We start from the raw sequence: 26587 nt of genomic DNA, 5'->3' as shown, positions 1-26587 counted from the left end.
TATTGACCGCAAGTCCGCCATCGCGGGCAAGCCTCGCTCCTACAGAAGCACCAGGTATCTGTAGGAGCGGCCAGTCGACGCTCGATTGCCCGCGATAGGGCCCTCGACTACGCCCTCCATTTCCCTGTTTTTTCCCATTTCTGCCTCTCGACCAAAGGCCGGCTGACCCGCGTCCGCGCCGTTGACGAAATATACGTAAAAGTCCAGTATGGATTTACAAGTACAAACAAGGCTTCACCGTTTCACTCCTTTCTTCTGTCTTGCCAAACCAACAACAACCCGCGAGAGAACGAACATGAAGAAACTCCCCCTCATCAGTGGCCTGGCCCTGAGCCTGTTGGCGTGCAGCAGCCTGTTCGCCGCCGAGAAAACCCTGCGCATCGGCATCGAGGCGGCTTATCCGCCGTTCGCCTCGAAAACCGACAAGGGCGAGATCGTCGGTTTCGACTACGACATCGGCAATGCCCTGTGCGCGCAGATGCAGGTCAAGTGCCTATGGGTCGAGGGTGAATTCGACGGCCTGATTCCCTCCTTGAAAGTGAAGAAGATCGACATGGCGCTGTCGTCGATGACCATCAACGAAGACCGCAAGAAATCGGTCGACTTCACCCACAAGTACTACTTCACTTCCTCGCGGCTGGTGATGAAGGAAGGCGCCACGGTCGATGACCAGTACGCCAGCCTCAAGGGCAAGAACGTCGGTGTGCAACGGGCGACCACCACCGACCGCTACGCCACCGAGGTGTTCGAGCCCAAGGGCATCAACGTCAAGCGCTACAGCAACAACGAAGAGATCTACATGGACCTGGCGGCCGGGCGCCTCGATGCGATTTTCGCGGACACCATCCCGCTGAATGATTTCCTGTCGATGCCGCGTGGCAAGGGCTATGCGTTTGTCGGGCCAGAGCTGAAGGATCCGAAATACGTGGGTGAGGGCGCGGGGATCGCGGTGCGCAAGGGTAATACCGAGCTGGTCAGCCAGTTGAATAGCGCCATCGATGGCATTCGCGCCAGTGGCGAATATCAGAAGATTTCCGAGAAGTACTTCAAGTCCGACATCTACGGCGACTGATGTCGCGTGGCGTTCGTGAGGACGTCATCGCGGGCAAGCCTCGCTCCTGTGGTTTTGTCGGAGCGAGGCTTGCCCGCGATGCTTTTAGAGGCTGTCAGCCCTTCAATTCCTTCAAGTGCTTGTACACCGTCGCCCGCCCCATGTTCAGCACGTTGGCCACATAGTTGGCGGCGCTTTTGCCCTTGAACGCGCCTTCGGCGTGCAGCGCCAGCACCAGTTCGCGCTTGTGTTCGCGGGTCAGCAGGTTCAGGCCCAGCTGCCGTTCGCGCAGCCAGTTGTGCAGGAAGGTGTTGATGCGCTCCTGCCAGTCATCGCGAAACAGCGAGTCCGGTTGCGGGATCAGTTTGCTCGGCGAGAGGAACAGGTCCAGCGCCGCCTTGGCATTCTCGAACAGCGAAATATTCAGGTTGATGCACAGCACCGCCAGCGGCTGGCCGCTGCCGTCGCGTAGCACGCTACTGAGACTGCGGATCTTCTGGCCGTCCCAGTTGAGCTTTTCGTAGGGGCCGATATTCCGCTCATTGGCGTCCTCGCCGAGCATGTCTTCGAGGGCGGAGTCGTCGCCCACTTCGCGCTTGGAGATGTTGTTGGCGATGTAGTCGATCTTCTGCGTGCGCAGATCGTGGATAACCACCTCGGCATGGGGGAAGAACAGCGTGGCGATGGCATCGGCGATCGCCCGGAAGTTATCCAGGACAGGGTCCTGCGCGGGTGAGGTCATGGGTGGTTCTCCAGGCGGTGTCAGCGCCCCGCGAGGCAGGGCGCTGCGAGTGTGCCGCAATCGTTGGGGCGCGTCACCTGAGCGGGGTCAGCCGAGGCGGGCGGGGGAGAGCATGGCGGCGTCCAGGCCAAAGCGCGCCAGCTGTTCCGGCAAGGCTTCGCCACGCACCAGGGCGGCGCTGGCCTGGCCCATGGCCGGCGAGGTCTGGATGCCGTAGCCGCCTTGCGCGGCGACCCAGAACAGGCCCGGTACCTGGGGGTCGAAGCCGGCCAGCAGGTCGCCGTCGCTGACGAAACTGCGCAGGCCGGCCCAGGTCCGGGTCGGGCGGCGAATGGTCAGGGTGGTGGCCTCTTCGATCTGGTAGATGCCCATGGCGATGTCCAGCTCTTCCGGCTGTACATCGTGGGGCTCCACCGGGTCGGCGTTGGCCGGCGAGCCGAGGAACATGCCGGCGTCGGGCTTCATGTAGAAGGATTCGTCGAGGCTCACCAGCATCGGCCAGTGGTGGATATCGACGCCTTCGGGGCCGGCGAAGATAAAGGCTGCGCGGCGTTTCGGCTGCAGGCCCAGGGGCCGGGCGCCGGCCATGGCGCCGACCTGGTCGGCCCAGGCGCCGGCGGCGTTGATCAGGATGGGCGCGCTGAAGGTCTGGCCGGCGGTCCGTACCTGCCATTGGCCTTGTTCGTCGCGGCTCAGCCCCAGCACTTCACAGTCGGTACGCACCTCGCCCTGGTTGCGCCGGATGCCGCGCAGGTAACCCTGGTGCAGGGCGTCGGTGTCGATGTCGCTGGCGCTTGGGTCGTAGAGGGCGCCGTGGACCTTCTCGCGACGCAGGATCGGCAGGCGCGCGCAGGCTTCGTCGGCGCTCAGCAGCTGCATCTCCGGCACCGTGGCCTTGGCGCTCAGGTACTGGTTGTTCAGCTCGCTGGGGTCGCCAGTGAAGTCCACGGTCATTTCGCCGCGCGGGGTCAGCAACGGGTGCTCGCAGAACCCTTGCGGCGGAGCATCGAAAAAGTCCCGGCTGGCCAGGGTCAGGGCGCGTACCTGGGGCGTGCCATAGGCGGCGGTATAGAGCGCCGCGGAGCGCCCGGTGGAGTGGTAGGCCGGATGCGATTCGCGTTCCAGCACCAGCACCCGGCCATGGCGCGACAGCCAGTAGCCGGTGGAGGCACCGGCAATGCCGCCGCCGATGATGATGAAGTCTGCCTGGGTCATTCGTGCCTCCGGAAAAAGAGTCAATGCAAATCCCTGTAGGAGCGAGCTTGCTCGCGATGAGGTCGCCAACGACACCGCGTAGTGTTCAGTCTTTTATCGCGAGCAAGCTCGCTCCTACAGGTTCGTTCATGCGTTGCGTTGCAGGTGATAGAGCGCATTGGCCAGGGCGATGTCTTCCAGGCCCAGGCCGATGGAGCGGAAGAACACGTGGCGCCCCGGCTCCGGTCGTTGCGCCAGGTCGCTGAGCAGTTCGGGCAGGTCGCCGAGAATCGCCGCCTTGTCCCAGCCATGCCGTTCGCCGGCGATCAGCATCTCGCCGGCCGAGCCGGGGGTGGTCTGACGATAGTCGCAATACACCTGCATGTCCTTCAGTGCAGCGGGCGGCACTTCGTGGGCCCGTGGCGCGTTGGTGCTGATGGAGGTGATCAGCGCCGGCTTGCGCAAGGTGCGCGGGTCGATCACCGGGCCGGCGGAGGAGGTGCAGAGCATGATGACGTCGGCGTCCTCCAGGGCATCATCGAGCTGGCTGGCGACCTGCAGGCGCGGGTCGAGGGCCTTCAGGCGCGCGATGTCCTCGGCGGATTTGCCGGCCAGGCCAGGGGAGTACAGGCGGATGGATTGCCACTCGCGCAGGGCTTGCACGTAATGCAGGTGGGCCTGGGCCACCGGGCCGCTGCCAATGATCGCCAGGTGCCTGGCGTCGGCCGGCGCCAGGGCATCGACGGCCACGGCGGTGGTGGCCGCGGTGCGCGCGGTGGTCAGTTCGCCAGCGTCGCAGAGCAGCAGCGGCTGGCCGCTGTCCATGGACATCAGCAGGGTCCAGGCGGTGACCAGCGGACCTTCGGCGCGGACGATATAGGGCGAGGTCTTGACCCCGTAGACCCGCTCTTCGGCCAGCACGCCCAGGTAGTTGATGAAGTCCCCGGCGCCCTGGGGAAACTCCACCAGCTGTTGCGCCGGTTGCACGGCAAGCCCGGCGGCCAGGTCGTGGAACAGCTTGCGCAAAACCTGCGGCACGTCGACCTGCGCCAGCAACTGGCGGGCTTGAGGCTGGGTCATCACGGACGGCGCGCTGGACATGCGGGTACTCCATAAAAATAAACTAATTTGTCTATTATGGACTTTTAGTTTTGGTGGGCAATATCCAGGCGAAAAAAAACGCAGCCTGTGATCGGGCTGCGTTTTTTGTACGGAAGGTTCCATTGGAACCTCCCTTCGTTCACTCGCGATCAGGCTTTCGGGCGTGCTTGCGCTCCACGGGGCGCAGCAGCTCGGTCGGCGGCATTTCGCAGCTGATCTTGCGACCCAGCAGCGCCTCGATCGACGGCAACTGATAGGAATCGTCCTCGCCGGCGAAGCTGATGGACACGCCGTCGGCGCCCGCCCGGCCTGTACGGCCGATACGGTGCACGTAGTCGTCCGGCACTTCCGGCAGGGTGAAGTTGATCACGTGGCTGATGCCGTCGATGTGGATGCCACGACCGGCGACATCGGTGGCCACCAGTACGCGGATCTTGCCTTCGCGGAAGCCTTCCAGGGTCTTGATGCGCTTGTGCTGCGGCACGTCGCCGGACAGCTGGGCGGCGTTCACGCCGTCGCGTACCAGGCGTTCCTCGATGCGCCGCACTTCATCCTTGCGGTTGGCGAAGACCATGACCCGTTCCCAGCCGTTGTCGTTGACCAGGTTGTACAGCAGCTTGTACTTGTCGGCGCCGGCCACTGCGTAGATGTGCTGTTCGACGTTGGCGTTGGCCACGTTCTCGGCCTCGATTTCGACGATCGCCGGGTCGGTGGTCCACTGCTTGGCCAGGTTCATCACGTCGTCGGTGAAGGTGGCGGAGAACAGCAGGGTCTGGCGTTCGCTTTTCGGCGGGGTCTGGCGAATGATCTGGCGTACCTGGGGGATGAAGCCCATGTCGAGCATGCGGTCGGCTTCGTCCAGCACCATCACTTCGACCATGTCCAGGTGCACGTCGCCGCGCTGGTTGAAGTCCAGCAGGCGGCCCGGGGTGGCGACCAGAATGTCGCAATGGCGGGCTTCGAGGTGCTTGAGCTGTTTGTCGAAGTCCATGCCACCGACAAAGGTCATCACATTGAGGCCGGTGTATTTGGTCAGGCTGGCCGCATCCTTGGCGATCTGTACCACCAGTTCGCGGGTCGGCGCGATGATCAGCGCCCGCGGCTCGCCCATGTAGCGCTCTTTCGGCGGAGGGGTCTGCAGCAGCTGGGTGATGATCGAGATCAGGAACGCGGCGGTCTTGCCGGTACCGGTCTGGGCGCGGCCGATGGCGTCTTTGCCGGCCAGGGTGAACCCCAGTACCTGCGCCTGGATCGGCGTGCAGTAGGGGAACCCCAGGTCGTGGATCGCGTGCATCAGTTCCGGCGCGAGTTTGAAGTCGTGGAAACGGGTCTTGCCTTCCTGCGGTTCGACGACGAAGTCTTCCAGTTTCCAGGTGCTCACCGGTGGTTTCGGCGCGCGTGGGCGGCGCGGCTGTTCGGCCTTGGGCTTGTCGCTGCGCGGCGCGGTCTGGGCCACTGGGGCGGCTGGGGCCACCGGCTCTTGCCTGGCCACGGGGGCGGGCGCGGTCCGTTCCGGCTGATGGCCGTCGGTACGGCTGCTGTGGCTGGAGGAAGAGGGGCTGGAGCCTGGCGCGAGCTGCTCAGCCTCGCTTTTACCGAAGATTTTCTTGAGTGCTTTGAGCACGGTCATCTCATCAATTGGTTAAGGAATGTACGCCGGGCAGTGTAATGCAAGAATCGGGCGCGGCGTAGTGGATTGCTCAACGGGCTACCTAACTTATCGATTCAGCGCAAACGCTCGCCGAGCCAGGCGCCGATATCGCGAATTTCTTCGGGTAACACTTCGTGGCCCATTGGGTATTCCTGCCATGTCACGGTGACACCATGGTGTTTCAGGTACTCGTAGGCGGTGCGGCCCATGGCGTTCTGCACCACTTCGTCGTACTGGCCGTGCAGGCACAGGGTCGGAATCCGCTGCTGGCTGGCCGACAGTTCGAGTTCATCGCTGAAGGTCGGGGCATAGGTGGAGAGGGCAAGCACGCCACCCAGCGGGCCCTGCCATTTAAGGAAGGCGGTGTGCAGGACGACCGCGCCACCCTGGGAAAAACCGGCGAGGAAAATCCGCGAAGGGTCTATTCCGCTGGCGCGCTGTTCTTCGATCAGGTCGGTCAGGCGTTTTGCCGACTCGTCCAGCTGTTCGCGGTTGATCGCGCGCGCCGGGCTCATGGCCAGAATGTCGTACCAGCTGGGCATGGCATAACCGCCATTGATGGTCACGGCGCGGGTCGGTGCCTGGGGCAGGACGAAGCGGGTGGTCAACAGGCTTTCCTGCAGCGCTTCGGCCACCGGCAGGAAGTCGTAGCGATCGGCGCCCAGGCCATGGAGCCAGATCACACAGGCATCGACGGGCTTGCTGGGCTGAAGAATCAAGGGCTCGGTCATGGTTGCTCCAAATATGTGCGCACGCGCCCAAGCGGTGCGTGATCGAGGTGCGCGGTCGGTTGATCAGTTAAGAAGATGTCGCAAGGCTGCAAGTTTTGCTCTTGACCCCGGGCTGAGCCGCTTTAGCCGGCACTCTGGTACGGGCTTTGCTATAGCCGTTGCGTGAAGTGATTGCGTTCACCCTGCCGGTAACACTATCAGGCTACTGGCGGGTGTGGGATAGCAAAGATCCGATGATGGACGTTCGCCAGTGGCCGCTACGGGCTTCGCGAACATGCAAGGGCTACAGCCCGTTCGGTCGCTTGGTGAGTATGGGTTTTCTCTTAAATGGATTTTCTCCTACTAGACTCATAGCTAAAGTCCTACGCCGCTTGACCCCATAAAAAGCCAACACGGGTCAACAGTGCCTCATAAGGGTGCGGCAGGACTCAAGCTCCGACACAACAAGAGCAAAACTGGAGGTTTGAATGAAGATGTTGAAATCCACCCTGGCTGTGGTCACGGCCGCCTCGGTACTGGGCATGAGCGGCTTCGCGCAGGCGGGTGCGACCCTGGATGCGGTGCAGAAAAAAGGCTTTGTGCAGTGCGGTGTGAGCGACGGTCTGCCGGGCTTCTCGGTACCGGACGCCACCGGCAAGATCCTCGGCATCGACGCCGACATCTGCCGCGCCGTGGCCGCCGCGGTATTCGGCGACGCGACCAAAGTGAAATTCAGCCAGTTGAACGCCAAGGAGCGTTTCACCGCGCTGCAATCGGGCGAAATCGACATCCTGTCGCGCAACACCACCATGACCAGTTCCCGCGACGCGGGCATGGGCCTGAAATTCCCGGGCTTCATCACCTACTACGACGGCATCGGTTTCCTGGTGAACAACAAGCTGGGCGTCAAGAGCGCCAAGGAACTGGACGGCGCGACCATCTGCATCCAGGCCGGCACCACCACCGAGCTGAACGTGTCCGACTACTTCCGCGGCAACGGCCTGAAATACACCCCGATCACCTTCGACACCTCCGATGAAAGCGCCAAGTCGCTGGAGTCCGGTCGTTGCGACGTACTGACCTCCGACAAGTCCCAGCTGTTCGCCCAGCGCAGCAAGCTGGCTTCGCCGAAGGACTATGTGGTTCTGCCGGAAACCATTTCCAAGGAACCGCTGGGCCCGGTCGTGCGTAACGGCGACGACGAGTGGCTGGCCATCATCCGCTGGACGGGTTACGCCATGCTCAACGCCGAAGAGGCCGGCATCACCTCGAAGAACGTCGAGGCCGAAGCCAAGTCCACCAAGAACCCGGATGTTGCGCGTCTGCTGGGTGCCGACGGCGAATACGGCAAGGACCTGAAACTGCCGAAGGACTGGGTGGTACAGATCGTCAAGCAAGTCGGCAACTACGGCGAAGTGTTCGAGAAGAACCTCGGCAAGAGCACTCCGCTGGAGATCGATCGCGGCCTGAACGCGCTGTGGAACAACGGCGGCATTCAATACGCACCACCAGTGCGCTGATGGTTCTATCGCCCGGCGGGCCAACCGCCGGGTGATGTTCTTGTTCCATTATTTCCGGGGCACTTCATGCAAAACTCAATCGGCGCACCTAAGCAGAGGCTCAGTCTCAGCGATCCACGAGTGCGTGCGTGGCTATTCCAGATCATTACCGTGGTGGCCGTGATCTCGCTTGGCTGGTACTTGTTCGATAACACGCAAACCAACCTTCAGCACCGGGGTATTACCTCCGGCTTCGACTTTCTCGAGCGCAGCGCCGGCTTCGGCATCGCTCAGCACCTGATCTCCTACACCGAAGCGGACAGCTATGCCCGGGTGTTCGTGATCGGCCTGCTCAACACCCTGCTGGTGACGTTCATCGGTGTGATCCTGGCGACCATCCTCGGTTTCATCATCGGTGTGGCGCGCCTGTCGCAGAACTGGATCATCAGCAAACTGGCGACCGTGTATGTGGAAGTGTTCCGCAACATTCCGCCGCTGCTGCAAATCCTGTTCTGGTATTTCGCGGTGTTCCTGACCATGCCGGGGCCGCGCAACAGCCACAACTTCGGCGACACCTTCTTCGTCAGCAGCCGGGGCCTGAACATGCCGGCGGCCCTGGTGGCCGACGGCTTCTGGCCGTTCGTGATCAGCCTGGTGATAGCCATCGTTGCCATCGTGCTGATGTGCCGCTGGGCCAACAAGCGCTTCGAAGAAACCGGCGTACCGTTCCACAAGTTCTGGACCGGCCTGGCGCTGTTCCTGGTGATTCCGGCACTGTGCATGCTGGTGTTCGGCGCCCCTGTGCACTGGGAAATGCCCGAGCTCAAGGGCTTCAACTTCGTCGGCGGCTGGGTGCTGATCCCGGAACTGCTGGCCCTGACCCTGGCCCTGACCGTCTACACCGCGGCATTCATCGCCGAGATCGTCCGTTCGGGGATCAAGTCGGTGAGCCACGGCCAGACCGAGGCGGCCCGTTCCCTCGGCCTGCGCAACGGCCCGACCCTGCGCAAGGTGATCATTCCGCAGGCGCTGCGGGTGATCATTCCGCCACTGACCAGCCAATACCTGAACCTGGCGAAGAACTCGTCCCTGGCGGCGGGTATCGGTTATCCGGAAATGGTTTCGCTGTTCGCCGGTACCGTGCTCAACCAGACCGGCCAGGCCATCGAAGTCATTGCCATCACCATGAGCGTGTACCTGGCGATCAGCATCAGCATTTCCCTGCTGATGAACTGGTACAACAAGCGCATTGCGCTGATCGAGCGGTGAGGAAACGCGCATGAGCACTCATACTTTCAAACCCGACATGCCACCACCGAGCAGCAGCATCGGGATCGTGGCGTGGATGCGGGCACACATGTTCTCCAGTTGGATCAACACCCTGCTGACCCTGTTTGCCTTCTACCTGATCTACCTGGTGGTGCCGCCGATCCTCAGCTGGGCGATTTTCGACGCCAACTGGGTGGGCACCACCCGTGCCGACTGCACCAAGGAGGGCGCCTGCTGGGTGTTCATCCAGCAGCGCTTCGGCCAGTTCATGTACGGCTATTACCCGGCGGATTTGCGCTGGCGCGTGGACCTGACCGTGTGGCTGGCGGTGATTGGCGTGGCGCCCTTGTTCATCGCCCGGGTTCCGCACAAGGCCATTTATGGCCTGAGCTTCCTGGTGCTGTACCCGATCATTGCCTACTTCCTGCTGCATGGCGGCCTGTTTGGCATGGCCAACGTCGCCACCAGCCAGTGGGGCGGCCTGATGCTGACCCTGGTGATCGCCACCGTCGGCATCGCCGGCGCCTTGCCGCTGGGCATCGTGCTGGCCTTGGGGCGACGCTCGAACATGCCGGCGATTCGTGTGGTCTGCGTGACCTTCATCGAGTTCTGGCGTGGCGTGCCGTTGATCACCGTGCTGTTCATGTCCTCGGTGATGCTGCCGCTGTTCCTGCCCGAAGGCATGAACTTCGACAAGCTGCTGCGGGCGCTGATCGGGGTGATCCTGTTCCAGTCGGCCTACATCGCCGAAGTGGTGCGCGGCGGGTTGCAGGCGATTCCCAAGGGGCAGTACGAAGCGGCCGCGGCCATGGGCCTGGGCTACTGGCGCAGCATGGGCCTGGTGATCCTGCCGCAAGCCCTGAAGCTGGTGATCCCCGGCATCGTCAATACCTTCATCGCCCTGTTCAAGGACACCAGCCTGGTGATCATCATCGGCCTGTTCGACCTGCTCAACAGCGTGAAACAAGCCGCCGCCGACCCGAAATGGCTGGGCATGGCCACCGAAGGCTATGTCTTCGCGGCCCTGGTGTTCTGGATTTTCTGTTTTGGTATGTCCCGCTACTCCATGCATCTGGAGCGTAAGTTGGACACAGGCCACAAGCGTTAGGAGTATCTCCATGAGTGAAGCGATCAAAAAGCCTGTGAGCCCTGAAGGCATTATTCAGATGCAGGGCGTGAACAAGTGGTACGGCCAGTTCCACGTGCTCAAGGACATCAACCTCAACGTCAAGCAGGGCGAGCGCATCGTCCTGTGCGGGCCTTCGGGCTCGGGCAAGTCCACCACCATCCGCTGCCTGAACCGCCTGGAAGAACACCAGCAGGGCCGCATCGTGGTCGATGGCGTGGAGCTGACCAACGACCTCAAGCAGATCGAGGCGATCCGCCGTGAAGTCGGCATGGTGTTCCAGCACTTCAACCTGTTCCCGCACCTGACCATCCTGCAGAACTGCACACTGGCGCCGATGTGGGTACGCAAGATGCCCAAGCGCAAGGCCGAGGAAATCGCCATGCATTACCTGGAGCGCGTACGCATTCCGGAGCAGGCGAACAAGTACCCGGGCCAACTCTCCGGCGGTCAGCAGCAGCGCGTGGCGATTGCCCGGGCGCTGTGCATGAAGCCGAAGATCATGCTGTTCGACGAGCCGACGTCGGCCCTCGACCCGGAAATGGTGAAAGAGGTTCTGGACACCATGATCGGCCTGGCCGAAGACGGCATGACCATGCTCTGCGTGACCCACGAAATGGGCTTCGCGCGCACCGTGGCCAACCGGGTGATCTTTATGGACAAGGGTGAAATCGTCGAACAGGCCGCGCCGAACGACTTCTTCGACAACCCGCAGAACGAGCGGACCAAGCTGTTCCTGAGCCAGATCCTGCACTGATCCAGGTACCGTCTTGAAATGAACCCGGCCTGGCGCCGGGTTTATTTTTGCCTGGGATTTCACGACGTCGCGACGCGTGCCTGGTGCGGATCGTCGTCGGCCGCGGGCGCTTGTTGTTCGCTGAGGGCATGCACGTCGGCCATCAGTTGCGGATGACGATCGAGCAGGCGCATCAACATGAACAGCGGCTGGGGCGGGGCGACCTCGCCGCGTTCGTAGCGGGAGAAGGCGTTGTGCCCGCCGCCGGAGAGCAGCTTTACCGCATCCTTCTGCGAGAGGTGCAGCTTGCGGCGGATGCGTTTCATCTCGCTGGCCATGAACTGCCGGCAATCTTCCAGCAATTGATCGCCGGCGCTGGCGTAGCGTTCGGCGCTGGCGGCGTCGAACTCGATTTCTGCGCAGGCCTGGCATTCCCAGCCGGCCAGGCCATGAACCTGACGCACCATGTGCTTGTAATCGATCAGCTCGCTGCGGTTCTCGAACGGCTGCATGCCGGCCGGGGCACCGCAGCTGACGCATTGTCTTTGTTTCATGGGTGTTTCTCCTTGAAGGAGATCACTGGGGGACCGCCGCCGGGGCGGTAAGTAACTTTGATGTACAGCTCCACGGAATCGATGTGCGTGTAATACACGTCCTGCCAGATTCGATGATCGAGATAGCTGGTCATCGACTTGTAGAGCATTTTCCCCTGCAGCCCGGCAATCACCTGCTGCATGTCCCGGCAGGTCAGGCCGAGGTGCCGGCCGCTGACCAGGGCGGTTCGGGTAAAGGCGGCTGCCCCGAGACGGGCGACATCCGCCTTGATCACCGACAGGTCGTAATGAGGTGTGTGCTTTTCCATAAGACACCTGGAGTCGAGATGAAATTACCCTTAAAGGGTTTTTTTAGCAATCGGATTTCCTTTCCGCTTGCTACATGCATGCATCGGCTTTGTTGTTCACCCACGCGAAGCTGACTAATATGCCAAAAAAATTCATCCGATGATTGGATGAAAAGGCGACGGCATATGACAGACACTTCTCCTTTGATTAAACGTTCCCTGGTCGATCAGGCCCTGGAACAGCTGCGCCAACGCATCAATGACGGTGTATGGAGCATCGGCCAGCGCCTGCCGACCGAACCGGAGCTGGCGGCGGAGCTCGGCATCAGCCGCAATACCGTGCGCGAAGCCATGCGGGTCCTGGCGTTTTCCGGCCTGGTGGAGATTCGCCAGGGCGACGGTAGTTACCTGCGTGCGGTGGTCGATCCGCTGGACACCCTCAAGGCCCTGTCCCAGTGCTCCCTGGAGCAGGCGCGCGAAACCCGGCAGATCATCGAGACCGAAGCCATCGGCCTGGCGGCCCTGCGGCGTACCGACCAGGACTTGCTGGCGTTGCGCGAAGCCCTGGCTCTCAGCGGCGATCACTATCACGGGGATCTGGAGAGCTATATCGCCTGCGACCTGGTGTTTCACGGGCGCCTGGTGGATGCCGCGCATAACCCCACCCTCAGCGAGCTGTACCGCTATTTCTCCAGCGTGGTCGGCGCGCAACTGCGCCAGACCCTGAACATCCATCCTCGGCGCCAGGCGGTGTTCGATCTGCACATCGACCTGCTGGACGCCGTCGAGCAGCGCGACCCGGAGCGGGCCAAGACCATTTCGCGGCAGCTGATCAATGAACCTTGAGACCGAGAGCACCATGTCCAGCCATCAGGCCAATAACCCGCCACCTATCGCTGTCCCTCGACGCGAGGCTGAGCTCGAAGAGTTGTTGATCGATGCCGAAGTCGACGATGCCGAGGTCCAGCAGGGCCATCCGGCCCCAAGTCGCCCGTGGCTGTTGCTGCTGGGGCTGATCCTGGTGGCGCTGAATTTGCGTCCGGCACTGTCGAGCATGGCGCCGCTGCTCAGCGAGGTGTCGCGCAGCCTCGGGCTGTCGGCGGCCCAGGCCGGCCTGCTGACCACCTTACCGGTGCTGTGCCTGGGCCTGTTCGCCCCTCTGGCCCCGGTGCTGGCGCGGCGCTTCGGCGCCGAGCGCGTGGTGCTTGGCATCCTGCTGACGCTGGCGAGCGGGATCATCCTGCGCAGTTCCCTGGGGGATGTCGGGCTGTTCGCCGGCAGCATCCTCGGTGGCGCCAGCATCGGTGTGATCGGGGTGTTGCTGCCGGGTATCGTCAAGCGCGATTTCGCCAAACACGCGGGCACCATGACCGGCGTCTACACCATGGCCCTGTGCCTGGGCGCGGCGATGGCCGCGGGGGCGACCGTGCCCTTGAGCCAACACTTCGATAACAGCTGGGCGCTGGGCCTCGGCTTCTGGGTGCTGCCGGCGCTGGTAGCGGCGCTGTTCTGGCTGCCCCAGGTCGGCAAGCGGCAGGGCGCGCACCATGTGGCCTATCGGGTGCGCGGTTTGCTGCGCGACCCGCTGGCCTGGCAAGTGACGCTGTACATGGGCCTGCAATCCTCGCTGGCCTACATCGTGTTTGGTTGGTTGCCGTCGATCCTTATCGGTCGCGGCCTGAGCCCGACCCAGGCGGGGCTGGTGCTGTCCGGCTCGGTGATCGTCCAGCTCGCCAGTTCGCTGGCCGCGCCCTGGCTGGCAACGCGGGGCAAGGATCAGCGCCTGGCGATCGTAGTCGTAATGCTGCTGACCCTCGGCGGCCTGTTCGGCTGCCTGTATGCCCCGCTCGATGGCCTGTGGGGCTGGGCGATCCTGCTGGGCGTGGGGCAGGGCGGGACCTTTAGCCTGGCGCTGACCCTGATCGTCCTGCGCTCGAGGGACGCCCATGTGGCTGCCAATCTGTCGAGCATGGCCCAGGGCTTTGGCTACACCCTGGCCTCCATGGGGCCGTTCGCGGTCGGCCTGGTGCACGACTGGACTGGCGGCTGGACGGCCCTGGGCTGGATTTTCGCGGTGATCGGCCTGGGGGCCATAATCGCCGGCCTGGGGGCCGGGCGCTCGCTCTACGTGCAGGTCGAAAGCGAAAAAATCTGAGCCAACCCACTGTCGGTATTTGCGCGGCGAATGCCGATAGTGTTTCCCGGGTTTGCAGACTATCGTGCAGGCATCTTTCCCTGAGTCGGAGCCTGTTTCATGAGTGATGCCCACCGCGCCTTGATCACTGAGTTCTATAGCGCCTTCCAGCGCCTGGATGCCGAGGCCATGGCCGCCTGCTACACCGAGGATGTGCTGTTCAGTGATCCGGCGTTCGGCGAACTGCGCGGCCGCGATGTCGCTGACATGTGGCGCATGCTCACCACCCGGGCCAAGGACTTCTCCCTGGTCTTCGACAATGTCCGCGCCGACCAGCGCAGCGGCGAGGCCCATTGGGTGGCGACGTACCTGTTCAGCCAGACCGGCAATACCGTGGTCAACGATATCCAGGCGCGTTTCGTGTTCCGTGACGGCAAGATCTGTGAGCACCACGATCATTTCAATATGTGGCGCTGGGCCCGCCAGGCCCTGGGTACCAAGGGTTTGATCCTCGGCTGGACCCCGTTGCTGAAAAACGCCGTGCGCGCCCAGGCCCGCAAAGGCCTGAACGCCTTCCAGGCCGGCCGCTGAATCTTCGCCTCTGGTAAGATCGCGGCTTGTTATCCACAGGCCGCGATCACCTTGACCCGCCCCAGCCCATCTTCCGTCAGCGACTCCGAGCCTGTACCTGTGGTGAGCAAACCCTGGTTTGTCTACCTGGTGCGTGCTGCCAACGGCGCCCTGTACTGCGGCATCAGCGACGACCCGGTCAAGCGTTTCGCCAAGCACCAGAGCGGCAAGGGCGCACGCTTCTTCCTCTCCAGCCCGGCCGTCGCGCTGGTCTACACCGAAGCTTGTCGCGACAAGAGCGAGGCCCTGCGCCAGGAACGGCTGATCAAGAAACTCCGGAAAAGCGCCAAGGAATGCCTGGTGGCCAGTTGGGATCTGGCTACCTGATCCTGTCAGAGTCGGAGGGGCTCAACCCTGAAGCCAGCGCAGCAGGGCTTTCAGATTGTTCAGAACCGGGTTGTTACTTTGTAGTGCTTGGCTCCAATCGATGGTGATCGCCGCTAGGGCCACTTGAAGAAGAGCCAGGCCGCCGACGATCCAAGAGTAGAAACGATTGAACTTCAGGTTTTCAAATTGCACCTGATCGTTGCTGAGCGACTTTCGTTGCGCGATGCGTTTTTTCAGTAACTCGACTTTCTCAGTCAGGCTTTGCAGTTCATTTTCTGCTTCGGTTCGGAAGGCCCGATAATGGTACTGTTCGGCGAGTCGAGTTATAGCCTCTATTTTTTCCTCGATGCGCCCAATTTCTATACTTGCTTGTAGTAAAGAGCCTAGGCTTTCAGAAGTGTTCTGGGTAATGGTTGAAAGGACAGGATTTACCGCATCTCGACACTGAACGTATTTGTGTTCAATCTCCCTTGTGAGTGAAAGATACAGGTGGGAGCTTAAGTGGTCTGTTAGGTTGTAAGTGTCATCTATGTTGTCGACAAAAAAAGCGTTCATTTTTAATTTGTTGGACCAGAGATCATAGATGTAACAGGCGTCGCTTGTGGTGTCTTTATAGTAACTGCAGCCAACTCCTGATGAGCTGATCAGGGCATAGTGATCTTGCTCGTTGGTAATGTCGTAGGAGTCAATGTAGTGAACATCTATCCCACTCTTGAGTTGGCCCGTGGTGATCTTGATTCGTGCGCCTGTCTTGATGTCCAGGGGAGCGAGTAGTTTCTCGACGATTTGATGGGCGTCATCTACGAGAACACCGATCCCTTCGATCAAATGTTCATGTATATAGTCGATTGAGCGACTAATACGAAAGTTTTTTGAAAAGGGATTTATTGTTCTAAATTGGAAGTACTCTACTCGGTCGAGAATGTCTACTTTACATAGTCTTTTTTTAGAATCGGGCGTGAAGGAGAAATCGAAAGATAAATAATTGACACTGTTAGTCAGTTGGATAAGCGTTATAGTGCAATCCCTGAACGCATCAGGTCTTACCGATATTCGGTCTACATGAAAGCGATAGGTGTCGTTGAATGGGATATAGGTGGAGTATTTAATTGGAAAGTCTGGCGCTTCAGTATGGGGGGTTGAAGTCTCAGGATCATTTTTATCATGCAGGAATTCTTTTTTTTGAATCCATTCGATAAGGGCTGTCAATTCGGTAGGCGTGATGGGGTAGATGACATTTATTGAGCTCCACCGGCCATTTCCATCAAGAATACCAGCGCTTTGGTAAGAGACCGCATCCGAAACTTGAAAAAATAGGTTACCCAAATATGGACTGAAGTGATTTCTGAATGTGCGGGTGAAAAGCCTCGGGAACTTATTAACGCAGAAAAAGAGAAAACGGGTGTAGTACACGAGTATGGGTTTCATGTTCTTAATGGCCAAAGGCTGGATTCCCTATCATGCTCAGGCGGCTGGTCTGGTGAAGTGCGGTGCCCGATCAGTGTCGGTGATGGATGATGATCGGACAGGGTATATAGGCTGCCCTGTCTTTGCACGCTAAGCTGGTTCTTCCTACTTATCCGGTGGACCCCAGCATGTCAGAGTTGATTCTGCATCATTACCCGACCTCGCCTTTCGCGGAAAAAGCCCGCCTGTTGCTAGGCTTCAAGGGATTGTCCTGGCGCTCGGTGAAGATCTCGCCGGTGATGCCCAAACCCGATCTCACCGCCCTCACGGGTGGTTATCGCAAGACTCCGGTGTTGCAGGTCGGTGCCGATATCTATTGCGACACGGCGCTGATCGCCCGGCGGCTGGAGCAGGAAAAGGCCTCGCCGGCACTGTTTCCCGAAGGCCGGGAAATGGTCAGCGCGACCTTCGCGGCCTGGGCCGATTCGGTGGTGTTCCAGCATACGGTGAGCCTGGTATTCCAGCCGGAGTCGGCGGCCGTGCGTTTCGGCCATTTGCCGCCGGAAGCGATCAAGGCCTTCATGACCGACCGCGCCGGGCTGTTCAGCGGCGGCAGTTCCACCCGCGTGCCGCTGGAGTTGGCCAAGCATCAATGGCCGACGCTCATGGCGCGCCTGGAGCAGCAGTTGCAGCGTGAGGAGGGCGACTTCCTGTTCGGTGAGCCGTCGATTGCCGACTTCGCCATGGCCCACCCCCTGTGGTTCCTCAAGGGGACGCCGGTGACTGCGCCGCTGGTGGACGCCTATCCGGCGGTGTCGGCGTGGCTGGCCCGGGTACTGGGGTTCGGTCATGGTGCTTCGAGTGTCATGACTTCCGAAGAGGCACTCGAAGTGGCGCGCAGGGCTACACCGGCAGCCTTGCCGGATGAAGCCTTCATTGACCCGAACGGTTTCCAGGCTGGCCAGCAGGTGCGGATCGCGGCGACCGACTATGGCGTCGATCCGGTGGAGGGGGAGTTGCTGTTTGCCGGGCGCGAGGAGTTGATCCTGCGCCGCGAAGACCCACGCGGCGGATTGGTGCATGTGCACTTCCCGCGTCTCGGGTTCCGTATCGAGGCGCTGTAAGCCTGAGAGTCTATCGTGGGCCAGCTCGCTCTTACAGCCTGTAGGGGCGAGCTGGTCCGTGATGAAGGCTTAGCGCTGCAACGCCGCCATGATCTGGTCCGGGTCGTAGTTGCGGATCAGCGTGCCATTCACATCGAGGATCGGAATCCCTCGTCCACCCAGGGCTTCATAAGCCTTGCGCGCCTCGGCATCCTTCTCGATATCGAACTCGCGAAAGGCAATGCCCTTCTGATCGAGAAAGCGCCGGGTGGCCTTGCAGTAGCCACACCAGTCGGTGGCGTAGAGCACCACCCGGGCATTGGCCCGGACCTGTTCCGAGGCGGCCTGCGAGGGGGAGAACAGGCGCTCGATCTTGCCCCAGTTCTGGTACGCCACGACCACCAGCAGGATCAGCAGGAATTTCTTCAGCACGCCCTGCAGCATCAGTTGCGACGCTTGAGCTGATCGGTCAGTTGGGTCGGCAGGCCCTTGATGATCAGGGTCCCGGCTTCTTCGTCATACTCGATCTTCGAGCCCAGCAGGTGCGCCTCGAAGCTGATGGACAGGCCTTCGGCGCGGCCGGTGAAGCGGCGGAACTGGTTGAGGGTGCGCTTGTCCGCCGGGATTTCCGGCGACAGGCCGTAGTCCTTGTTGCGGATGTGATCGTAGAACGCCTTGGGGCGGTCCTCGTCGATCAGCTCCGAGAGTTCTTCCAGGCCCACGGGTTCGCCGAGCTTGGCCTGGCTGCTGGCGTAGTCCACCAGGGCCTTGGTCTTTTCCCGGGCGGATTCTTCCGGCAGGTCTTCGCTTTCGACGAAGTCGCTGAATGCCTTGAGCAGGGTACGGGTCTCGCCCGGGCCGTCGACGCCTTCCTGGCAGCCGATAAAGTCACGGAAGTACTCCGAGACTTTCTTGCCGTTCTTGCCCTTGATGAACGAGATGTACTGTTTCGACTGTTTGTTGTTCTGCCACTCGGAGACGTTGATCCGCGCGGCCAGGTGCAACTGGCCCAGGTCCAGGTGGCGGGACGGGGTCACGTCCAGCTCGTCGGTCACCGCCACGCCTTCGCTGTGGTGCAGCAGGGCGATGGCCAGGTAGTCGGTCATGCCTTGCTGGTAGTGGGCGAACAGCACGTGGCCGCCGACCGACAGGTTGGATTCTTCCATCAGCTTTTGCAGGTGCTCGACCGCGACGCGGCTGAAGGCGGTGAAGTCCTGGCCGCCATCGAGGTATTCCTTCAGCCAGCCGCTGAAGGGAAAAGCGCCGGACTCCGGGTGGAACAGACCCCAGGCTTTGCCCTGTTTGGCGTTATAGCTTTCGTTGAGATCGGCGAGCATGTTCTCGATGGCCGCGGATTCAGCCAGTTCGGAATCGCGGGCGTGCAGAACTGCGGGTGTGCCGTCGGGTTTTTTGTCGATCAGGTGGACGATGCAATGGCGGATCGGCATGGGCTTCTCGGCTGGTTGGCGGGAGAGGGCGTGACTCCCCGAAAAAGTGCCCAGTGTACCGCACCCGCTGGTTTTGGCGCTGTTTGAAGGGGGTGGAAGGCGGCCTGGGTCAAGCTTATGCATTTTTTTACGGATTTAGAGCAATAAAGCTGACCAAATGGCTAGGTAGAGGCGGATATTTCCCCGTCTCTGTGCTAGTTTTGCCCCGTCTTACGCGATGTCTCGGCGTTAAGCGTGCATTCAGCATTTGTCAGGTCGAACCAAACCCTGATTTCGGTATCTATAACCCCGATCTTTCGTGGTTGTGACCGGGGTGCCAGATCCACAAGATCTGGCTCGATGGCTGACACTGCACTCTGCAATCCAAATGAATTTGATAGGGAAGGAACACCACAATGGCTATTACTAAAGACCAACTGATCGCTGATATCGCTGAAGCTATCGACGCGCCGAAAACCACCGCGCGTAACGCTCTGGACCAACTGGCCCAGATCGTTGCTGATCAATTGGAAAATGGCGGCGAAATCACTCTGCCAGGTATCGGCAAACTGAAAGTGACCGAGCGTCCTGCCCGTACTGGCCGTAACCCATCGACTGGCGCTGCCATCGAAATCGCTGCCAAGAAAGTTATCAAGCTGGTTGTGGCTAAAGGCCTGACCGACTCGATCAACAAGTAAGACTGCAGTAAGACCGTGCCTCGGAACACTTCCAGGCACGGTTTTCAGGCTCTAAGGCCGCAACGATTTACGCAAGGTAAATCGCCGTTTTGCCCCTCGTATCTATCCCTTTTGAACCCAACGCTCCTGGCGCCAGGCCTGTTGCTGTGCCCTGTCCTTGAAGGTCCAGGCGACGAAGCGGCTCTGTTTTTGCCCCTGTGACATCTCCACTACCTGGCTCTCCAGCGCCCCGGCTTTTTTCAGCGCGGCCTGAATCGCCGGCAGGTTCGAGGCTTTCGACACCAGGGTGCTGAACCACAACACCTGTTGCGCCACCTGGGCGCTTTCGCCGATCAACTGGGTCACGAAGCGCGCTTCGCCACCTTCGCACCACAACTCCGCCGCCTGGCCGCCAAAGTTCAGCACCGGCAGCTTGCGCTTGGGATCGGCCTTGCCCAGCGCTCGCCACTTGCGCTGGCTGCCGCGCGTGGCTTCTTCCAGGGAGGCATGGAAGGGCGGATTGCACAGGGTCAGGTCGAAGCGTTCGTCGCTCTCCAGCAGCCCCAGCAGGATCTGCTTGCGGTTGCTCTGCTGGCGCAGGCCGATGGCCTTGTTCAGGCCGTTGGCCTGGACGATCGCCTTGGCGGCGGCGAGGGCCGTGGTGTCGATGTCGGAACCGAGAAATTGCCAGCGGTAATCGCAGTGGCCGATCAGTGGGTAGATGCAGTTGGCGCCGACCCCGATGTCCAGCACCCGCACCGCCGCGCCGCGGGGAATTACGCCTTCGTTACGCTCGGCCAGCAGGTCGGCCAGGCAATGCACATAGTCGGCACGACCGGGGACTGGGGGGCAGAGGAAGTCAGCCGGAATATCCCAATGGGCGATGCCGTAGAACGCCTTGAGCAATGCCCGGTTGAACACCCGCACCGCCGCCGGATTGGCGAAGCCGATGCTCTCCTTGCCGTAGGGATTGATGATCACGAAAGCCCCCAGCTCCGGGGTGCTCTTGATCAACTGTGGAAAGTCATAGCGGCCTTGATGGCGATTGCGCGGGTGCAGGCTGGCCTTTTCCCGTGGTGCGACGGCCTTGGCCGGAGCTGCAGGTTGAGGCTTGGTGCGCGGAGCTTTGGGAGGGCGGGGGGCAGTCATGGGCGAAATCGGTTCGGGTATGGCTCTAGATGGCGCGCATTGTCCCATATCTGCCCAGGCCGCGTGGCCTCTGTAGGTGCGAGGCTTGCCCGCGAAGCGTTATTCCTGGCACGCCGCGTTACCTTTATCGCCAGCAAGCTGCGCTCCTACAGAAGTGCCAAGCCTGTCGGTCGGGCACAAAAAAGGGAGCCCCTTTGCAGGGCTCCCTTTTTTTACCGCTCGAATCGCCGTTACAGGCTGGAGATCCGTGCGTGCTGCTCGGCCAGCTTGCCCAGGGCCTGTTCGGCCTCGGCCAGTTTGGCGCGTTCCTTGTCGATGACTTCGGCCGGGGCCTTGTCGACGAAGGCGGCGTTGGACAGCTTGCCGCCGACCCGCTGGACTTCGCCTTGCAGACGCTGGATTTCCTTGTCCAGGCGCGCCAGTTCGGCACCCTTGTCGATCAGCCCGGCCATCGGCACCAGCACTTCCATCTCGCCGACCAGGGCGGTGGCGGACAGCGGTGCTTCGTCGCCGGCCTTCAGCACGGTGATCGATTCGAGTTTGGCCAGCTTCTTCAGCAGGGTCTCGTTTTCGCTCAGGCGACGCTGGTCTTCGGTGTTGACGTTCTTCAGGAACAACGCCAGTGGCTTGCCCGGGCCGATGTTCATTTCGGCACGGATGTTACGGGTGCCGAGCATCAGGCCCTTGAGCCATTCGATGTCGTCTTCGGCGGCCTGGTCGATGCGTGCTTCATTGGCCACCGGCCAAGGCTGCAGCATGATGGTCTTGCCCTGGATGCCGGCCAGCGGCGCCAGGCGCTGCCAGATTTCTTCGGTGATGAACGGCATGAACGGATGGGCCAGGCGCAGCGCCACTTCCAGTACGCGCACCAGGGTGCGGCGGGTGCCGCGCTGGCGTTCGACCGGCGCGTTTTCGTCCCACAGCACTGGCTTGGACAATTCCAGGTACCAGTCGCAGTACTGGTTCCAGATGAACTCGTACAGCGCCTGGGCTGCCAGGTCGAAGCGGAACTGGTCCAGCTGGCGGGTCACTTCGGCTTCGGTGCGCTGCAGCTGGGAGATGATCCAGCGATCGGCCAGCGACAGCTCGTAGGCTTCGCCGTTCTGACCGCAGTCCTCGCCCTTGTCCAGCACGTAGCGCGCGGCGTTCCAGATCTTGTTGCAGAAGTTGCGATAACCTTCGACGCGGCCCATGTCGAACTTGATGTCGCGGCCGGTGGACGCCAGCGAGCAGAAGGTGAAGCGCAGGGCGTCGGTGCCGTAGCTGGCGATGCCGTCGGCGAACTCCTGGCGGGTCTGCTTCTCGATCTTCTTCGCCAGTTGTGGCTGCATCATGCCGGTGGTGCGTTTCTGCACCAGGGCTTCGAGCTCGATGCCATCGATGATGTCCAGCGGGTCAAGGACGTTGCCCTTGGACTTGGACATCTTCTGGCCCTGGCCGTCGCGTACCAGGCCGTGTACGTACACGGTCTTGAACGGAACCTGCGGCGTGCCGTCTTCGTTCTTCACCAGGTGCATGGTGAGCATGATCATCCGGGCGACCCAGAAGAAAATGATGTCGAAACCGGTCACCAGCACGTCAGTCGGGTGGAAGGTCTTGAGGAACTCGGTCTGCTCCGGCCAGCCCAGGGTGGAGAAGGTCCACAGGCCCGAACTGAACCAGGTGTCGAGGACGTCGTTGTCCTGTTGCAGTGCAACCTCAGGCCCGAGGTTGTGCTTGGCGCGCACCTCGGCTTCGTCGCGGCCTACATAGACCTTGCCCGACTCGTCGTACCAGGCCGGGATGCGGTGACCCCACCACAGCTGGCGGCTGATGCACCAGTCCTGGATATCGCGCATCCAGGAGAAGTACATGTTTTCGTACTGTTTTGGCACGAAGGCGATGCGGCCGTCTTCCACGGCGGCAATGGCCGGCTCGGCCAGCGGCTTGGTGGAGACGTACCACTGGTCGGTCAGCCACGGCTCGATGATGGTGCCGGAGCGGTCGCCTTTCGGTACTTTCAGGGCGTGGTCGTCGACGCTGACCAGCAGGCCGGCGGCGTCGAACGCGGCGACGATTTCCTTGCGCGCCTGGAAACGGTTGAGACCGGCGAACTCGGCCGGGATCTTGCCGTCGATGCTTTCGTTCAGCGTGCCGTCCAGGTTGAACACCTGGGCGGCCGGCAGCACTTCGGCGTTCTTGTCGAAGATGTTCAGCAGCGGCAGGTTGTGGCGCTTGCCGACTTCATAGTCGTTGAAATCGTGGGCCGGGGTGATCTTCACGCAGCCGGTGCCGAATTCAGGGTCGCAGTAGTCATCGCCGATGATCGGGATGCGACGACCTACCAGCGGCAGCTCGACGAACTTGCCGATCAGCGCCTGGTAGCGTTCGTCGTTCGGGTTAACGGCCACGGCGGAGTCGCCGAGCATGGTTTCCGGGCGGGTGGTGGCAACGATCAGGTAGTCCAGGCCTTCAGCGGTCTTGGCGCCGTCGGCCAGCGGGTAGCGCAGGTTCCACAGCGAGCCTTTCTCGTCGTGGTTTTCCACTTCGAGGTCGGAGATCGCGGTGTGCAGCTTGGTGTCCCAGTTGACCAGACGCTTGCCGCGGTAGATCAGGCCATCTTCGTGCAGGCGCACGAAGGCTTCTTTAACCGCTTCGGAGAGGCCGTCGTCCATGGTGAAGCGCTCGCGGCTCCAGTCGACGGACGAGCCCAGGCGGCGGATCTGACGGCTGATGTTGCCGCCGGACTGATCCTTCCACTCCCAGACTTTCTCGAGGAATTTTTCCCGGCCCAGATCGTGACGATTCTGGCCCTGGGCTTCGATCTGACGCTCCACCAGCATCTGGGTGGCGATACCGGCGTGGTCGGTACCTGGCTGCCACAGGGTGTTGCGGCCCTGCATGCGGCGGAAGCGGATCAAGGCGTCCATGATCGCGTTGTTGAAGCCATGGCCCATGTGCAGGCTGCCAGTGACGTTTGGTGGCGGAATCATGATGGTGTACGAGTCGCCCGCGCCTTGCGGGGCGAAGTAATTCTCTGACTCCCAGGTCTGGTACCAGGAAGTTTCAATGGCGTGCGGCTGGTAGGTCTTATCCATGCGCGGCGGGACCCTATTGGCATTTATTCAGGAAAAGCCGGGAAGTATAGCGGGGATGAGCCGATGCGCGTAGAGCAGGCTGACGGCGGGAGGGCGAAAGTTGCCCAATGAACGGGGTTTTTGCTTGCCGCCAGGACGTTACCGCGGGCAAGCCTCGCGCCTACAGACGCTGGGTGGCCTGTAGCTGCGAGGTTTGTCCGCGGAATACGGCAGGGGATCAGGCGTCGTACTGGCTCAGCAAACGATCCATTCGCGCGTCGAGGCGGCGCTTGATCTCGGTTTCGATGTGCGGGGCGAAGTCGTCGATCACGTCTTGCATGATCAGTTGCGCGGCGGCGCGCAGTTCGCTGTCCAGGTGCAGCAGGGCATCCTGGCTCTTGGGTGCTGGCGCGGGTTTCGGTGTCGGTGCCGGTGTAGGGGCTGGCGCGGCAACTACGGGGGCGGGTTGCGGTTCGACCACCGGAGCGGGAGCCGGTTGTGGTTCTGCCGGCGCCTCTTCGTGGGTTTCGACGGCAGGCTTGCCGCCGACCATATCGAACAGCAGCGGAATCTGCACTTCGCCGTCGACGGTCTCGGTCAGCAGCGGAGGTTGCAGGTCGTCATCGCCGAGCAGTTGGCGGATGGACTCGAGGTCATCCAGCAGGTGCGCGGACTTTTGCAGCGGTTTGGGAGTGTCCATCGATGGCTCAGAGTCGCTGTAAACGGTGATCTTGCAGAGGATAGCCCTGTTCGCGGTAGAAACGGAAACTCTCGCGAGCGGCCTGGCGAATAGTCGGGTCTTCCACCACCACTTCGGCGATGCGGGCGAAACGCTGGGCAAATGCCGGGACTTTCAGGTCCAGGTTGATCAACAGGTCATGGTGCTCGCCGGGGTCTTCGCCCAGGCCGAGAACGATCAGGCCATCCGGTTCGCTTTCGGCGGGACCATGGGGCACGAAGGTTTCGCCCTTGAAGCGCCACAGCCGGGCATCGAGCTCATCGCGCTGGGCCGCGTCGCTGCAATGCAGGTAGATGCGGTGCCCCATGCGCCAGGCCTTGTCGGTGAGCTTGCAGGCGAAGTCCAGGCGCGCCGAAGGATCCGCGCTGGGAAGGATATAGAAGTCGACTTTGGTCATTGCGGTTCCTGAACCCGGGAGTGCGCCGCGTGTGGGCGGCGCACCCCGAGGTCATAGGTTTCAGGCTTTGGCACGGTCCAGCAGGTACTGGGTCAGCAGGGGAACCGGACGGCCAGTGGCGCCCTTGTCCTTGCCGCCGCTGGTCCAGGCGGTACCGGCGATATCCAGGTGCGCCCAGTTGTACTGCTTGGTGAAGCGCGACAGGAAGCAGGCAGCGGTAATGGTCCCGGCTTTCGGCCCGCCGATGTTGGCGATGTCGGCGAACGGGCTGTCCAGCTGTTCCTGGTACTCGTCGAACAGCGGCAGCTGCCAGGCACGGTCGTCAGCCTGAACGCCGGCGCTCAGCAACTGGCCGATCAGTTCGTCGTTGTTGCCCAGGAGGCCCGAGGTGTGGGAACCGAGGGCGACCACGCAGGCACCGGTCAGGGTGGCGATATCGATCACCGCCTGTGGCTTGAAGCGCTCGGCGTAGGTCAGGGCATCGCACAGCACCAGGCGGCCTTCGGCGTCGGTGTTGAGGATTTCCACGGTCTGGCCGCTCATGGTGGTGACGATGTCGCCCGGACGCGAAGCGGTGCCGCTCGGCATGTTCTCGGCGCAGGCCAGGATGCACACCAGGTTGATCGGCAGCTTGAGTTCCAGCACGGCGCGCAGGGTGCCGAACACGCTGGCGGCGCCACCCATGTCGTACTTCATTTCATCCATGCCGGCGCCAGGCTTGAGGCTGATGCCGCCGGTGTCGAAGGTGATGCCCTTGCCGACCAGGGTGTACGGCTTCTCGGACTTCTTGCCGCCGTTGTATTGCATGACGATCAGGCGCGGCGGCTGGGCGCTGCCCTGGCCCACGGCATAGAACGAGCCCATGCCCAGGTCCTTGATCTTCTTCTCGTCGAAGACTTCGACTTTCAGGGCCTTGAATTCCTTGCCCAGGGCCTTGGCCTGTTCGCCGAGGAAGGTCGGGTGGCAGATGTTCGGCGGCAGGTTGCCCAGGTTGCGGGTGAATGCCATGCCGTTGGCGATCGCCTTGGCGTGGGCCACGGCGCGCTCGACTTCGGCCTGCGCGGCCTTGATGGTCAGCAGGGTGATTTTCTTCAGGGCGCGCGGTTCGGCTTTCTGGCTCTTGAACTGGTCGAAGCTGTATTCGCCGTCCACCAGGGTTTCCGCCAGCAGGCGGGTCTTGCCATAGCTGTCGCGGCCCTTGACCACCACTTCGTCCAGCGCCAGTGCGGCATCGCTGCCACCCAGGCCCTTGAGGGTATTGAGGATGCCACTGACGATCTTGCGGAACGGGCGGTCGCCCAGTTCGGCGTCCTTGCCGGTACCGACCAGCAGGACACGTTCGGCCTTCAGGTTCGGCAGGGCGTGCAACAGCAGGCTCTGGCCGACCTTGCCGTCCAGGTCGCCGCGCTTGAGTACCGCGCCGATGGCGCCGCCACTGAGCTCGTCGAGTTGTTTGGCAACGCTGCCGAGCTTGCGGCCTTCGCCGACGGCGACCACCAGGGTGGCGGTCTTCAACGTTTCCGGGCTAACGCTTTTTACAACCAGTTCCATGTCCGGGTCCCTGAATTAATGGTCAAAGAGCGCAGGGCCAATGCCGTGCGCCAGGCTTGTCATGTATGCA

General features: G+C 61.7%; 26 protein-coding genes. 11 read left to right on the top strand and 15 right to left on the bottom strand.

The features are described from left to right. Nucleotides 1-295: 295 nt before the first annotated feature. Nucleotides 296-1072 carry an ABC transporter substrate-binding protein gene (locus BMY68_RS20255; protein WP_009042280.1) on the top strand — a complete coding sequence of 259 codons (777 nt, stop codon included), beginning with the start codon at nt 296-298 and terminating at the stop codon, nt 1070-1072. 94 nt (nt 1073-1166) lie between these two features. Here BMY68_RS20255 and BMY68_RS20250 read toward each other — a convergent pair whose 3' ends face one another. The 5 genes from BMY68_RS20250 to BMY68_RS20230 all read right to left on the bottom strand — a co-directional run bounded on the left by BMY68_RS20250 (nt 1167) and on the right by BMY68_RS20230 (nt 6470). Next, nucleotides 1167-1793 (bottom strand): helix-turn-helix transcriptional regulator, encoded by a 627-nt coding sequence (locus tag BMY68_RS20250; RefSeq protein WP_009042281.1) that lies wholly within the window; start codon nt 1791-1793, stop codon nt 1167-1169. A gap of 87 nt (nt 1794-1880) precedes the next feature. Continuing rightward, nucleotides 1881-3008, bottom strand: a complete 1128-nt coding sequence (locus BMY68_RS20245) for an NAD(P)/FAD-dependent oxidoreductase (RefSeq protein ID WP_085529884.1) — start codon at nt 3006-3008, stop codon at nt 1881-1883. A gap of 126 nt (nt 3009-3134) precedes the next feature. Further along, complete coding sequence (locus BMY68_RS20240) at nt 3135-4088, bottom strand: ornithine cyclodeaminase family protein (RefSeq protein ID WP_085529885.1); 954 nt, start codon at nt 4086-4088, stop codon at nt 3135-3137. Nucleotides 4089-4227: 139 nt separating this feature from the next. Further along, nucleotides 4228-5718 carry an ATP-dependent RNA helicase RhlB gene (gene rhlB, locus BMY68_RS20235; RefSeq protein ID WP_085529886.1) on the bottom strand — a complete coding sequence of 497 codons (1491 nt, stop codon included), beginning with the start codon at nt 5716-5718 and terminating at the stop codon, nt 4228-4230. A 95-nt stretch (nt 5719-5813) separates the two neighbouring features. Then, entirely contained in the window at nt 5814-6470 is a 657-nt protein-coding gene (locus tag BMY68_RS20230; RefSeq protein ID WP_007932106.1) for an alpha/beta hydrolase, read from the bottom strand. Between the two features lie 467 nt (nt 6471-6937). On the opposite strand from BMY68_RS20230, the gene BMY68_RS20225 reads away from it, so the two are divergent. From BMY68_RS20225 to BMY68_RS20210, 4 genes are all read left to right on the top strand, one after another. Continuing rightward, the gene (locus BMY68_RS20225) at nt 6938-7969 is read left to right on the top strand and encodes an amino acid ABC transporter substrate-binding protein (protein WP_085529887.1); all 1032 of its coding nucleotides are present in this window, start codon (nt 6938-6940) and stop codon (nt 7967-7969) included. A gap of 66 nt (nt 7970-8035) precedes the next feature. After that, nucleotides 8036-9217, top strand: a complete 1182-nt coding sequence (locus BMY68_RS20220) for an amino acid ABC transporter permease (RefSeq protein ID WP_062823604.1) — start codon at nt 8036-8038, stop codon at nt 9215-9217. 10 nt (nt 9218-9227) lie between these two features. After that, nucleotides 9228-10325: an amino acid ABC transporter permease gene (locus BMY68_RS20215; RefSeq protein WP_007932114.1), complete on the top strand. Its 1098-nt coding sequence runs from the start codon at nt 9228-9230 to the stop codon at nt 10323-10325. Nucleotides 10326-10335: 10 nt separating this feature from the next. Further along, complete coding sequence (locus BMY68_RS20210) at nt 10336-11100, top strand: amino acid ABC transporter ATP-binding protein (protein ID WP_007932116.1); 765 nt, start codon at nt 10336-10338, stop codon at nt 11098-11100. Nucleotides 11101-11159: 59 nt separating this feature from the next. Here BMY68_RS20210 and BMY68_RS20205 read toward each other — a convergent pair whose 3' ends face one another. Together BMY68_RS20205 and BMY68_RS20200 are read right to left on the bottom strand one after the other, a co-directional pair. Next, nucleotides 11160-11633 carry a type II toxin-antitoxin system MqsA family antitoxin gene (locus BMY68_RS20205; protein ID WP_085529888.1) on the bottom strand — a complete coding sequence of 158 codons (474 nt, stop codon included), beginning with the start codon at nt 11631-11633 and terminating at the stop codon, nt 11160-11162. Beyond that, nucleotides 11630-11941 (bottom strand): type II toxin-antitoxin system MqsR family toxin, encoded by a 312-nt coding sequence (locus BMY68_RS20200; protein ID WP_009042289.1) that lies wholly within the window; start codon nt 11939-11941, stop codon nt 11630-11632. Before BMY68_RS20200 ends, BMY68_RS20205 begins: the two co-directional genes overlap by 4 nt. A gap of 165 nt (nt 11942-12106) precedes the next feature. On the opposite strand from BMY68_RS20200, the gene BMY68_RS20195 reads away from it, so the two are divergent. The 4 genes from BMY68_RS20195 (at nt 12107) to BMY68_RS20180 (ending at nt 15011) form a co-directional block, all read left to right on the top strand. Then, the gene (locus BMY68_RS20195) at nt 12107-12766 is read left to right on the top strand and encodes a FadR/GntR family transcriptional regulator (RefSeq protein WP_085529889.1); all 660 of its coding nucleotides are present in this window, start codon (nt 12107-12109) and stop codon (nt 12764-12766) included. After that, the gene (locus BMY68_RS20190) at nt 12756-14075 is read left to right on the top strand and encodes a CynX/NimT family MFS transporter (RefSeq protein ID WP_085529890.1); all 1320 of its coding nucleotides are present in this window, start codon (nt 12756-12758) and stop codon (nt 14073-14075) included. Before BMY68_RS20195 ends, BMY68_RS20190 begins: the two co-directional genes overlap by 11 nt. A 99-nt stretch (nt 14076-14174) precedes the next feature. Continuing rightward, entirely contained in the window at nt 14175-14645 is a 471-nt protein-coding gene (locus tag BMY68_RS20185) for a nuclear transport factor 2 family protein (protein WP_085529891.1), read from the top strand. A 51-nt stretch (nt 14646-14696) separates the two neighbouring features. Continuing rightward, complete coding sequence (locus BMY68_RS20180) at nt 14697-15011, top strand: GIY-YIG nuclease family protein (RefSeq protein ID WP_085529892.1); 315 nt, start codon at nt 14697-14699, stop codon at nt 15009-15011. Nucleotides 15012-15032: 21 nt separating this feature from the next. Here BMY68_RS20180 and BMY68_RS20175 read toward each other — a convergent pair whose 3' ends face one another. Beyond that, nucleotides 15033-16454 carry a hypothetical protein gene (locus BMY68_RS20175; protein ID WP_085529893.1) on the bottom strand — a complete coding sequence of 474 codons (1422 nt, stop codon included), beginning with the start codon at nt 16452-16454 and terminating at the stop codon, nt 15033-15035. 152 nt (nt 16455-16606) lie between these two features. Between BMY68_RS20175 and BMY68_RS20170 the strand changes: the two genes are divergently transcribed. Next, the gene (locus BMY68_RS20170) at nt 16607-17542 is read left to right on the top strand and encodes a glutathione S-transferase family protein (RefSeq protein ID WP_085529894.1); all 936 of its coding nucleotides are present in this window, start codon (nt 16607-16609) and stop codon (nt 17540-17542) included. Nucleotides 17543-17611: 69 nt separating this feature from the next. On the opposite strand, the gene BMY68_RS20165 is transcribed toward BMY68_RS20170, so the two are convergent. Both BMY68_RS20165 and yejK read right to left on the bottom strand, forming a co-directional pair. After that, nucleotides 17612-17965, bottom strand: a complete 354-nt coding sequence (locus BMY68_RS20165) for a glutaredoxin family protein (RefSeq protein ID WP_085529895.1) — start codon at nt 17963-17965, stop codon at nt 17612-17614. Further along, on the bottom strand, nt 17965-18969 hold the full coding sequence (yejK, locus tag BMY68_RS20160; RefSeq protein WP_007932136.1) for a nucleoid-associated protein YejK: 1005 nt from the start codon (nt 18967-18969) through the stop codon (nt 17965-17967). The genes BMY68_RS20165 and yejK overlap by 1 nt, the downstream gene beginning before the upstream one ends. A 395-nt stretch (nt 18970-19364) precedes the next feature. Here yejK and BMY68_RS20155 point away from each other — a divergent pair, with 395 nt between their 5' ends. Next, nucleotides 19365-19646, top strand: coding sequence for an HU family DNA-binding protein (locus BMY68_RS20155; RefSeq protein WP_007932138.1), 282 nt, complete (start codon nt 19365-19367; stop codon nt 19644-19646). Nucleotides 19647-19748: 102 nt separating this feature from the next. Here the strand turns inward: BMY68_RS20155 and rlmF are convergent, their stop codons facing one another. The 5 genes from rlmF to BMY68_RS20130 all read right to left on the bottom strand — a co-directional run bounded on the left by rlmF (nt 19749) and on the right by BMY68_RS20130 (nt 26517). Next, nucleotides 19749-20774 carry a 23S rRNA (adenine(1618)-N(6))-methyltransferase RlmF gene (gene rlmF / locus BMY68_RS20150; RefSeq protein WP_085529896.1) on the bottom strand — a complete coding sequence of 342 codons (1026 nt, stop codon included), beginning with the start codon at nt 20772-20774 and terminating at the stop codon, nt 19749-19751. Nucleotides 20775-21004: 230 nt separating this feature from the next. Beyond that, the gene (locus BMY68_RS20145; RefSeq protein WP_085529897.1) at nt 21005-23851 is read right to left on the bottom strand and encodes a valine--tRNA ligase; all 2847 of its coding nucleotides are present in this window, start codon (nt 23849-23851) and stop codon (nt 21005-21007) included. Nucleotides 23852-24068: 217 nt separating this feature from the next. Continuing rightward, nucleotides 24069-24530, bottom strand: a complete 462-nt coding sequence (locus tag BMY68_RS20140; RefSeq protein WP_009042300.1) for a hypothetical protein — start codon at nt 24528-24530, stop codon at nt 24069-24071. 7 nt (nt 24531-24537) lie between these two features. Next, the gene (locus tag BMY68_RS20135; RefSeq protein ID WP_085529898.1) at nt 24538-24966 is read right to left on the bottom strand and encodes a DNA polymerase III subunit chi; all 429 of its coding nucleotides are present in this window, start codon (nt 24964-24966) and stop codon (nt 24538-24540) included. A 60-nt stretch (nt 24967-25026) separates the two neighbouring features. Next, nucleotides 25027-26517 carry a leucyl aminopeptidase gene (locus BMY68_RS20130; protein ID WP_085529899.1) on the bottom strand — a complete coding sequence of 497 codons (1491 nt, stop codon included), beginning with the start codon at nt 26515-26517 and terminating at the stop codon, nt 25027-25029. Between the last annotated feature and the right edge of the window lie 70 nt (nt 26518-26587).

This window comes from Pseudomonas sp. NFACC41-3 (assembly GCF_900109505.1).
In the GTDB taxonomy this organism is placed as follows: Bacteria; Pseudomonadota; Gammaproteobacteria; order Pseudomonadales; family Pseudomonadaceae; genus Aquipseudomonas; species Aquipseudomonas chlororaphis.
This window is presented reverse-complemented; position numbering and strand designations above follow the sequence as displayed.

What these genes read in the sequence shown, in the direction of transcription:
- BMY68_RS20255 (WP_009042280.1), top strand. Translation starts at nt 296, where the DNA reads ATGAAGAAACTCCCCCTCATCAGTGGCCTGGCCCTGAGCCTGTTGGCG.
- BMY68_RS20250 (WP_009042281.1), bottom strand. Translation starts at nt 1,793, where the DNA reads ATGACCTCACCCGCGCAGGACCCTGTCCTGGATAACTTCCGGGCGATC.
- BMY68_RS20245 (WP_085529884.1), bottom strand. Translation starts at nt 3,008, where the DNA reads ATGACCCAGGCAGACTTCATCATCATCGGCGGCGGCATTGCCGGTGCC.
- BMY68_RS20240 (WP_085529885.1), bottom strand. Translation starts at nt 4,088, where the DNA reads ATGTCCAGCGCGCCGTCCGTGATGACCCAGCCTCAAGCCCGCCAGTTG.
- rhlB (WP_085529886.1), bottom strand. Translation starts at nt 5,718, where the DNA reads ATGACCGTGCTCAAAGCACTCAAGAAAATCTTCGGTAAAAGCGAGGCT.
- BMY68_RS20230 (WP_007932106.1), bottom strand. Translation starts at nt 6,470, where the DNA reads ATGACCGAGCCCTTGATTCTTCAGCCCAGCAAGCCCGTCGATGCCTGT.
- BMY68_RS20225 (WP_085529887.1), top strand. Translation starts at nt 6,938, where the DNA reads ATGAAGATGTTGAAATCCACCCTGGCTGTGGTCACGGCCGCCTCGGTA.
- BMY68_RS20220 (WP_062823604.1), top strand. Translation starts at nt 8,036, where the DNA reads ATGCAAAACTCAATCGGCGCACCTAAGCAGAGGCTCAGTCTCAGCGAT.
- BMY68_RS20215 (WP_007932114.1), top strand. Translation starts at nt 9,228, where the DNA reads ATGAGCACTCATACTTTCAAACCCGACATGCCACCACCGAGCAGCAGC.
- BMY68_RS20210 (WP_007932116.1), top strand. Translation starts at nt 10,336, where the DNA reads ATGAGTGAAGCGATCAAAAAGCCTGTGAGCCCTGAAGGCATTATTCAG.
- BMY68_RS20205 (WP_085529888.1), bottom strand. Translation starts at nt 11,633, where the DNA reads ATGAAACAAAGACAATGCGTCAGCTGCGGTGCCCCGGCCGGCATGCAG.
- BMY68_RS20200 (WP_009042289.1), bottom strand. Translation starts at nt 11,941, where the DNA reads ATGGAAAAGCACACACCTCATTACGACCTGTCGGTGATCAAGGCGGAT.
- BMY68_RS20195 (WP_085529889.1), top strand. Translation starts at nt 12,107, where the DNA reads ATGACAGACACTTCTCCTTTGATTAAACGTTCCCTGGTCGATCAGGCC.
- BMY68_RS20190 (WP_085529890.1), top strand. Translation starts at nt 12,756, where the DNA reads ATGAACCTTGAGACCGAGAGCACCATGTCCAGCCATCAGGCCAATAAC.
- BMY68_RS20185 (WP_085529891.1), top strand. Translation starts at nt 14,175, where the DNA reads ATGAGTGATGCCCACCGCGCCTTGATCACTGAGTTCTATAGCGCCTTC.
- BMY68_RS20170 (WP_085529894.1), top strand. Translation starts at nt 16,607, where the DNA reads ATGTCAGAGTTGATTCTGCATCATTACCCGACCTCGCCTTTCGCGGAA.
- BMY68_RS20165 (WP_085529895.1), bottom strand. Translation starts at nt 17,965, where the DNA reads ATGCTGCAGGGCGTGCTGAAGAAATTCCTGCTGATCCTGCTGGTGGTC.
- yejK (WP_007932136.1), bottom strand. Translation starts at nt 18,969, where the DNA reads ATGCCGATCCGCCATTGCATCGTCCACCTGATCGACAAAAAACCCGAC.
- BMY68_RS20155 (WP_007932138.1), top strand. Translation starts at nt 19,365, where the DNA reads ATGGCTATTACTAAAGACCAACTGATCGCTGATATCGCTGAAGCTATC.
- rlmF (WP_085529896.1), bottom strand. Translation starts at nt 20,774, where the DNA reads ATGACTGCCCCCCGCCCTCCCAAAGCTCCGCGCACCAAGCCTCAACCT.
- BMY68_RS20145 (WP_085529897.1), bottom strand. Translation starts at nt 23,851, where the DNA reads ATGGATAAGACCTACCAGCCGCACGCCATTGAAACTTCCTGGTACCAG.
- BMY68_RS20140 (WP_009042300.1), bottom strand. Translation starts at nt 24,530, where the DNA reads ATGGACACTCCCAAACCGCTGCAAAAGTCCGCGCACCTGCTGGATGAC.
- BMY68_RS20135 (WP_085529898.1), bottom strand. Translation starts at nt 24,966, where the DNA reads ATGACCAAAGTCGACTTCTATATCCTTCCCAGCGCGGATCCTTCGGCG.
- BMY68_RS20130 (WP_085529899.1), bottom strand. Translation starts at nt 26,517, where the DNA reads ATGGAACTGGTTGTAAAAAGCGTTAGCCCGGAAACGTTGAAGACCGCC.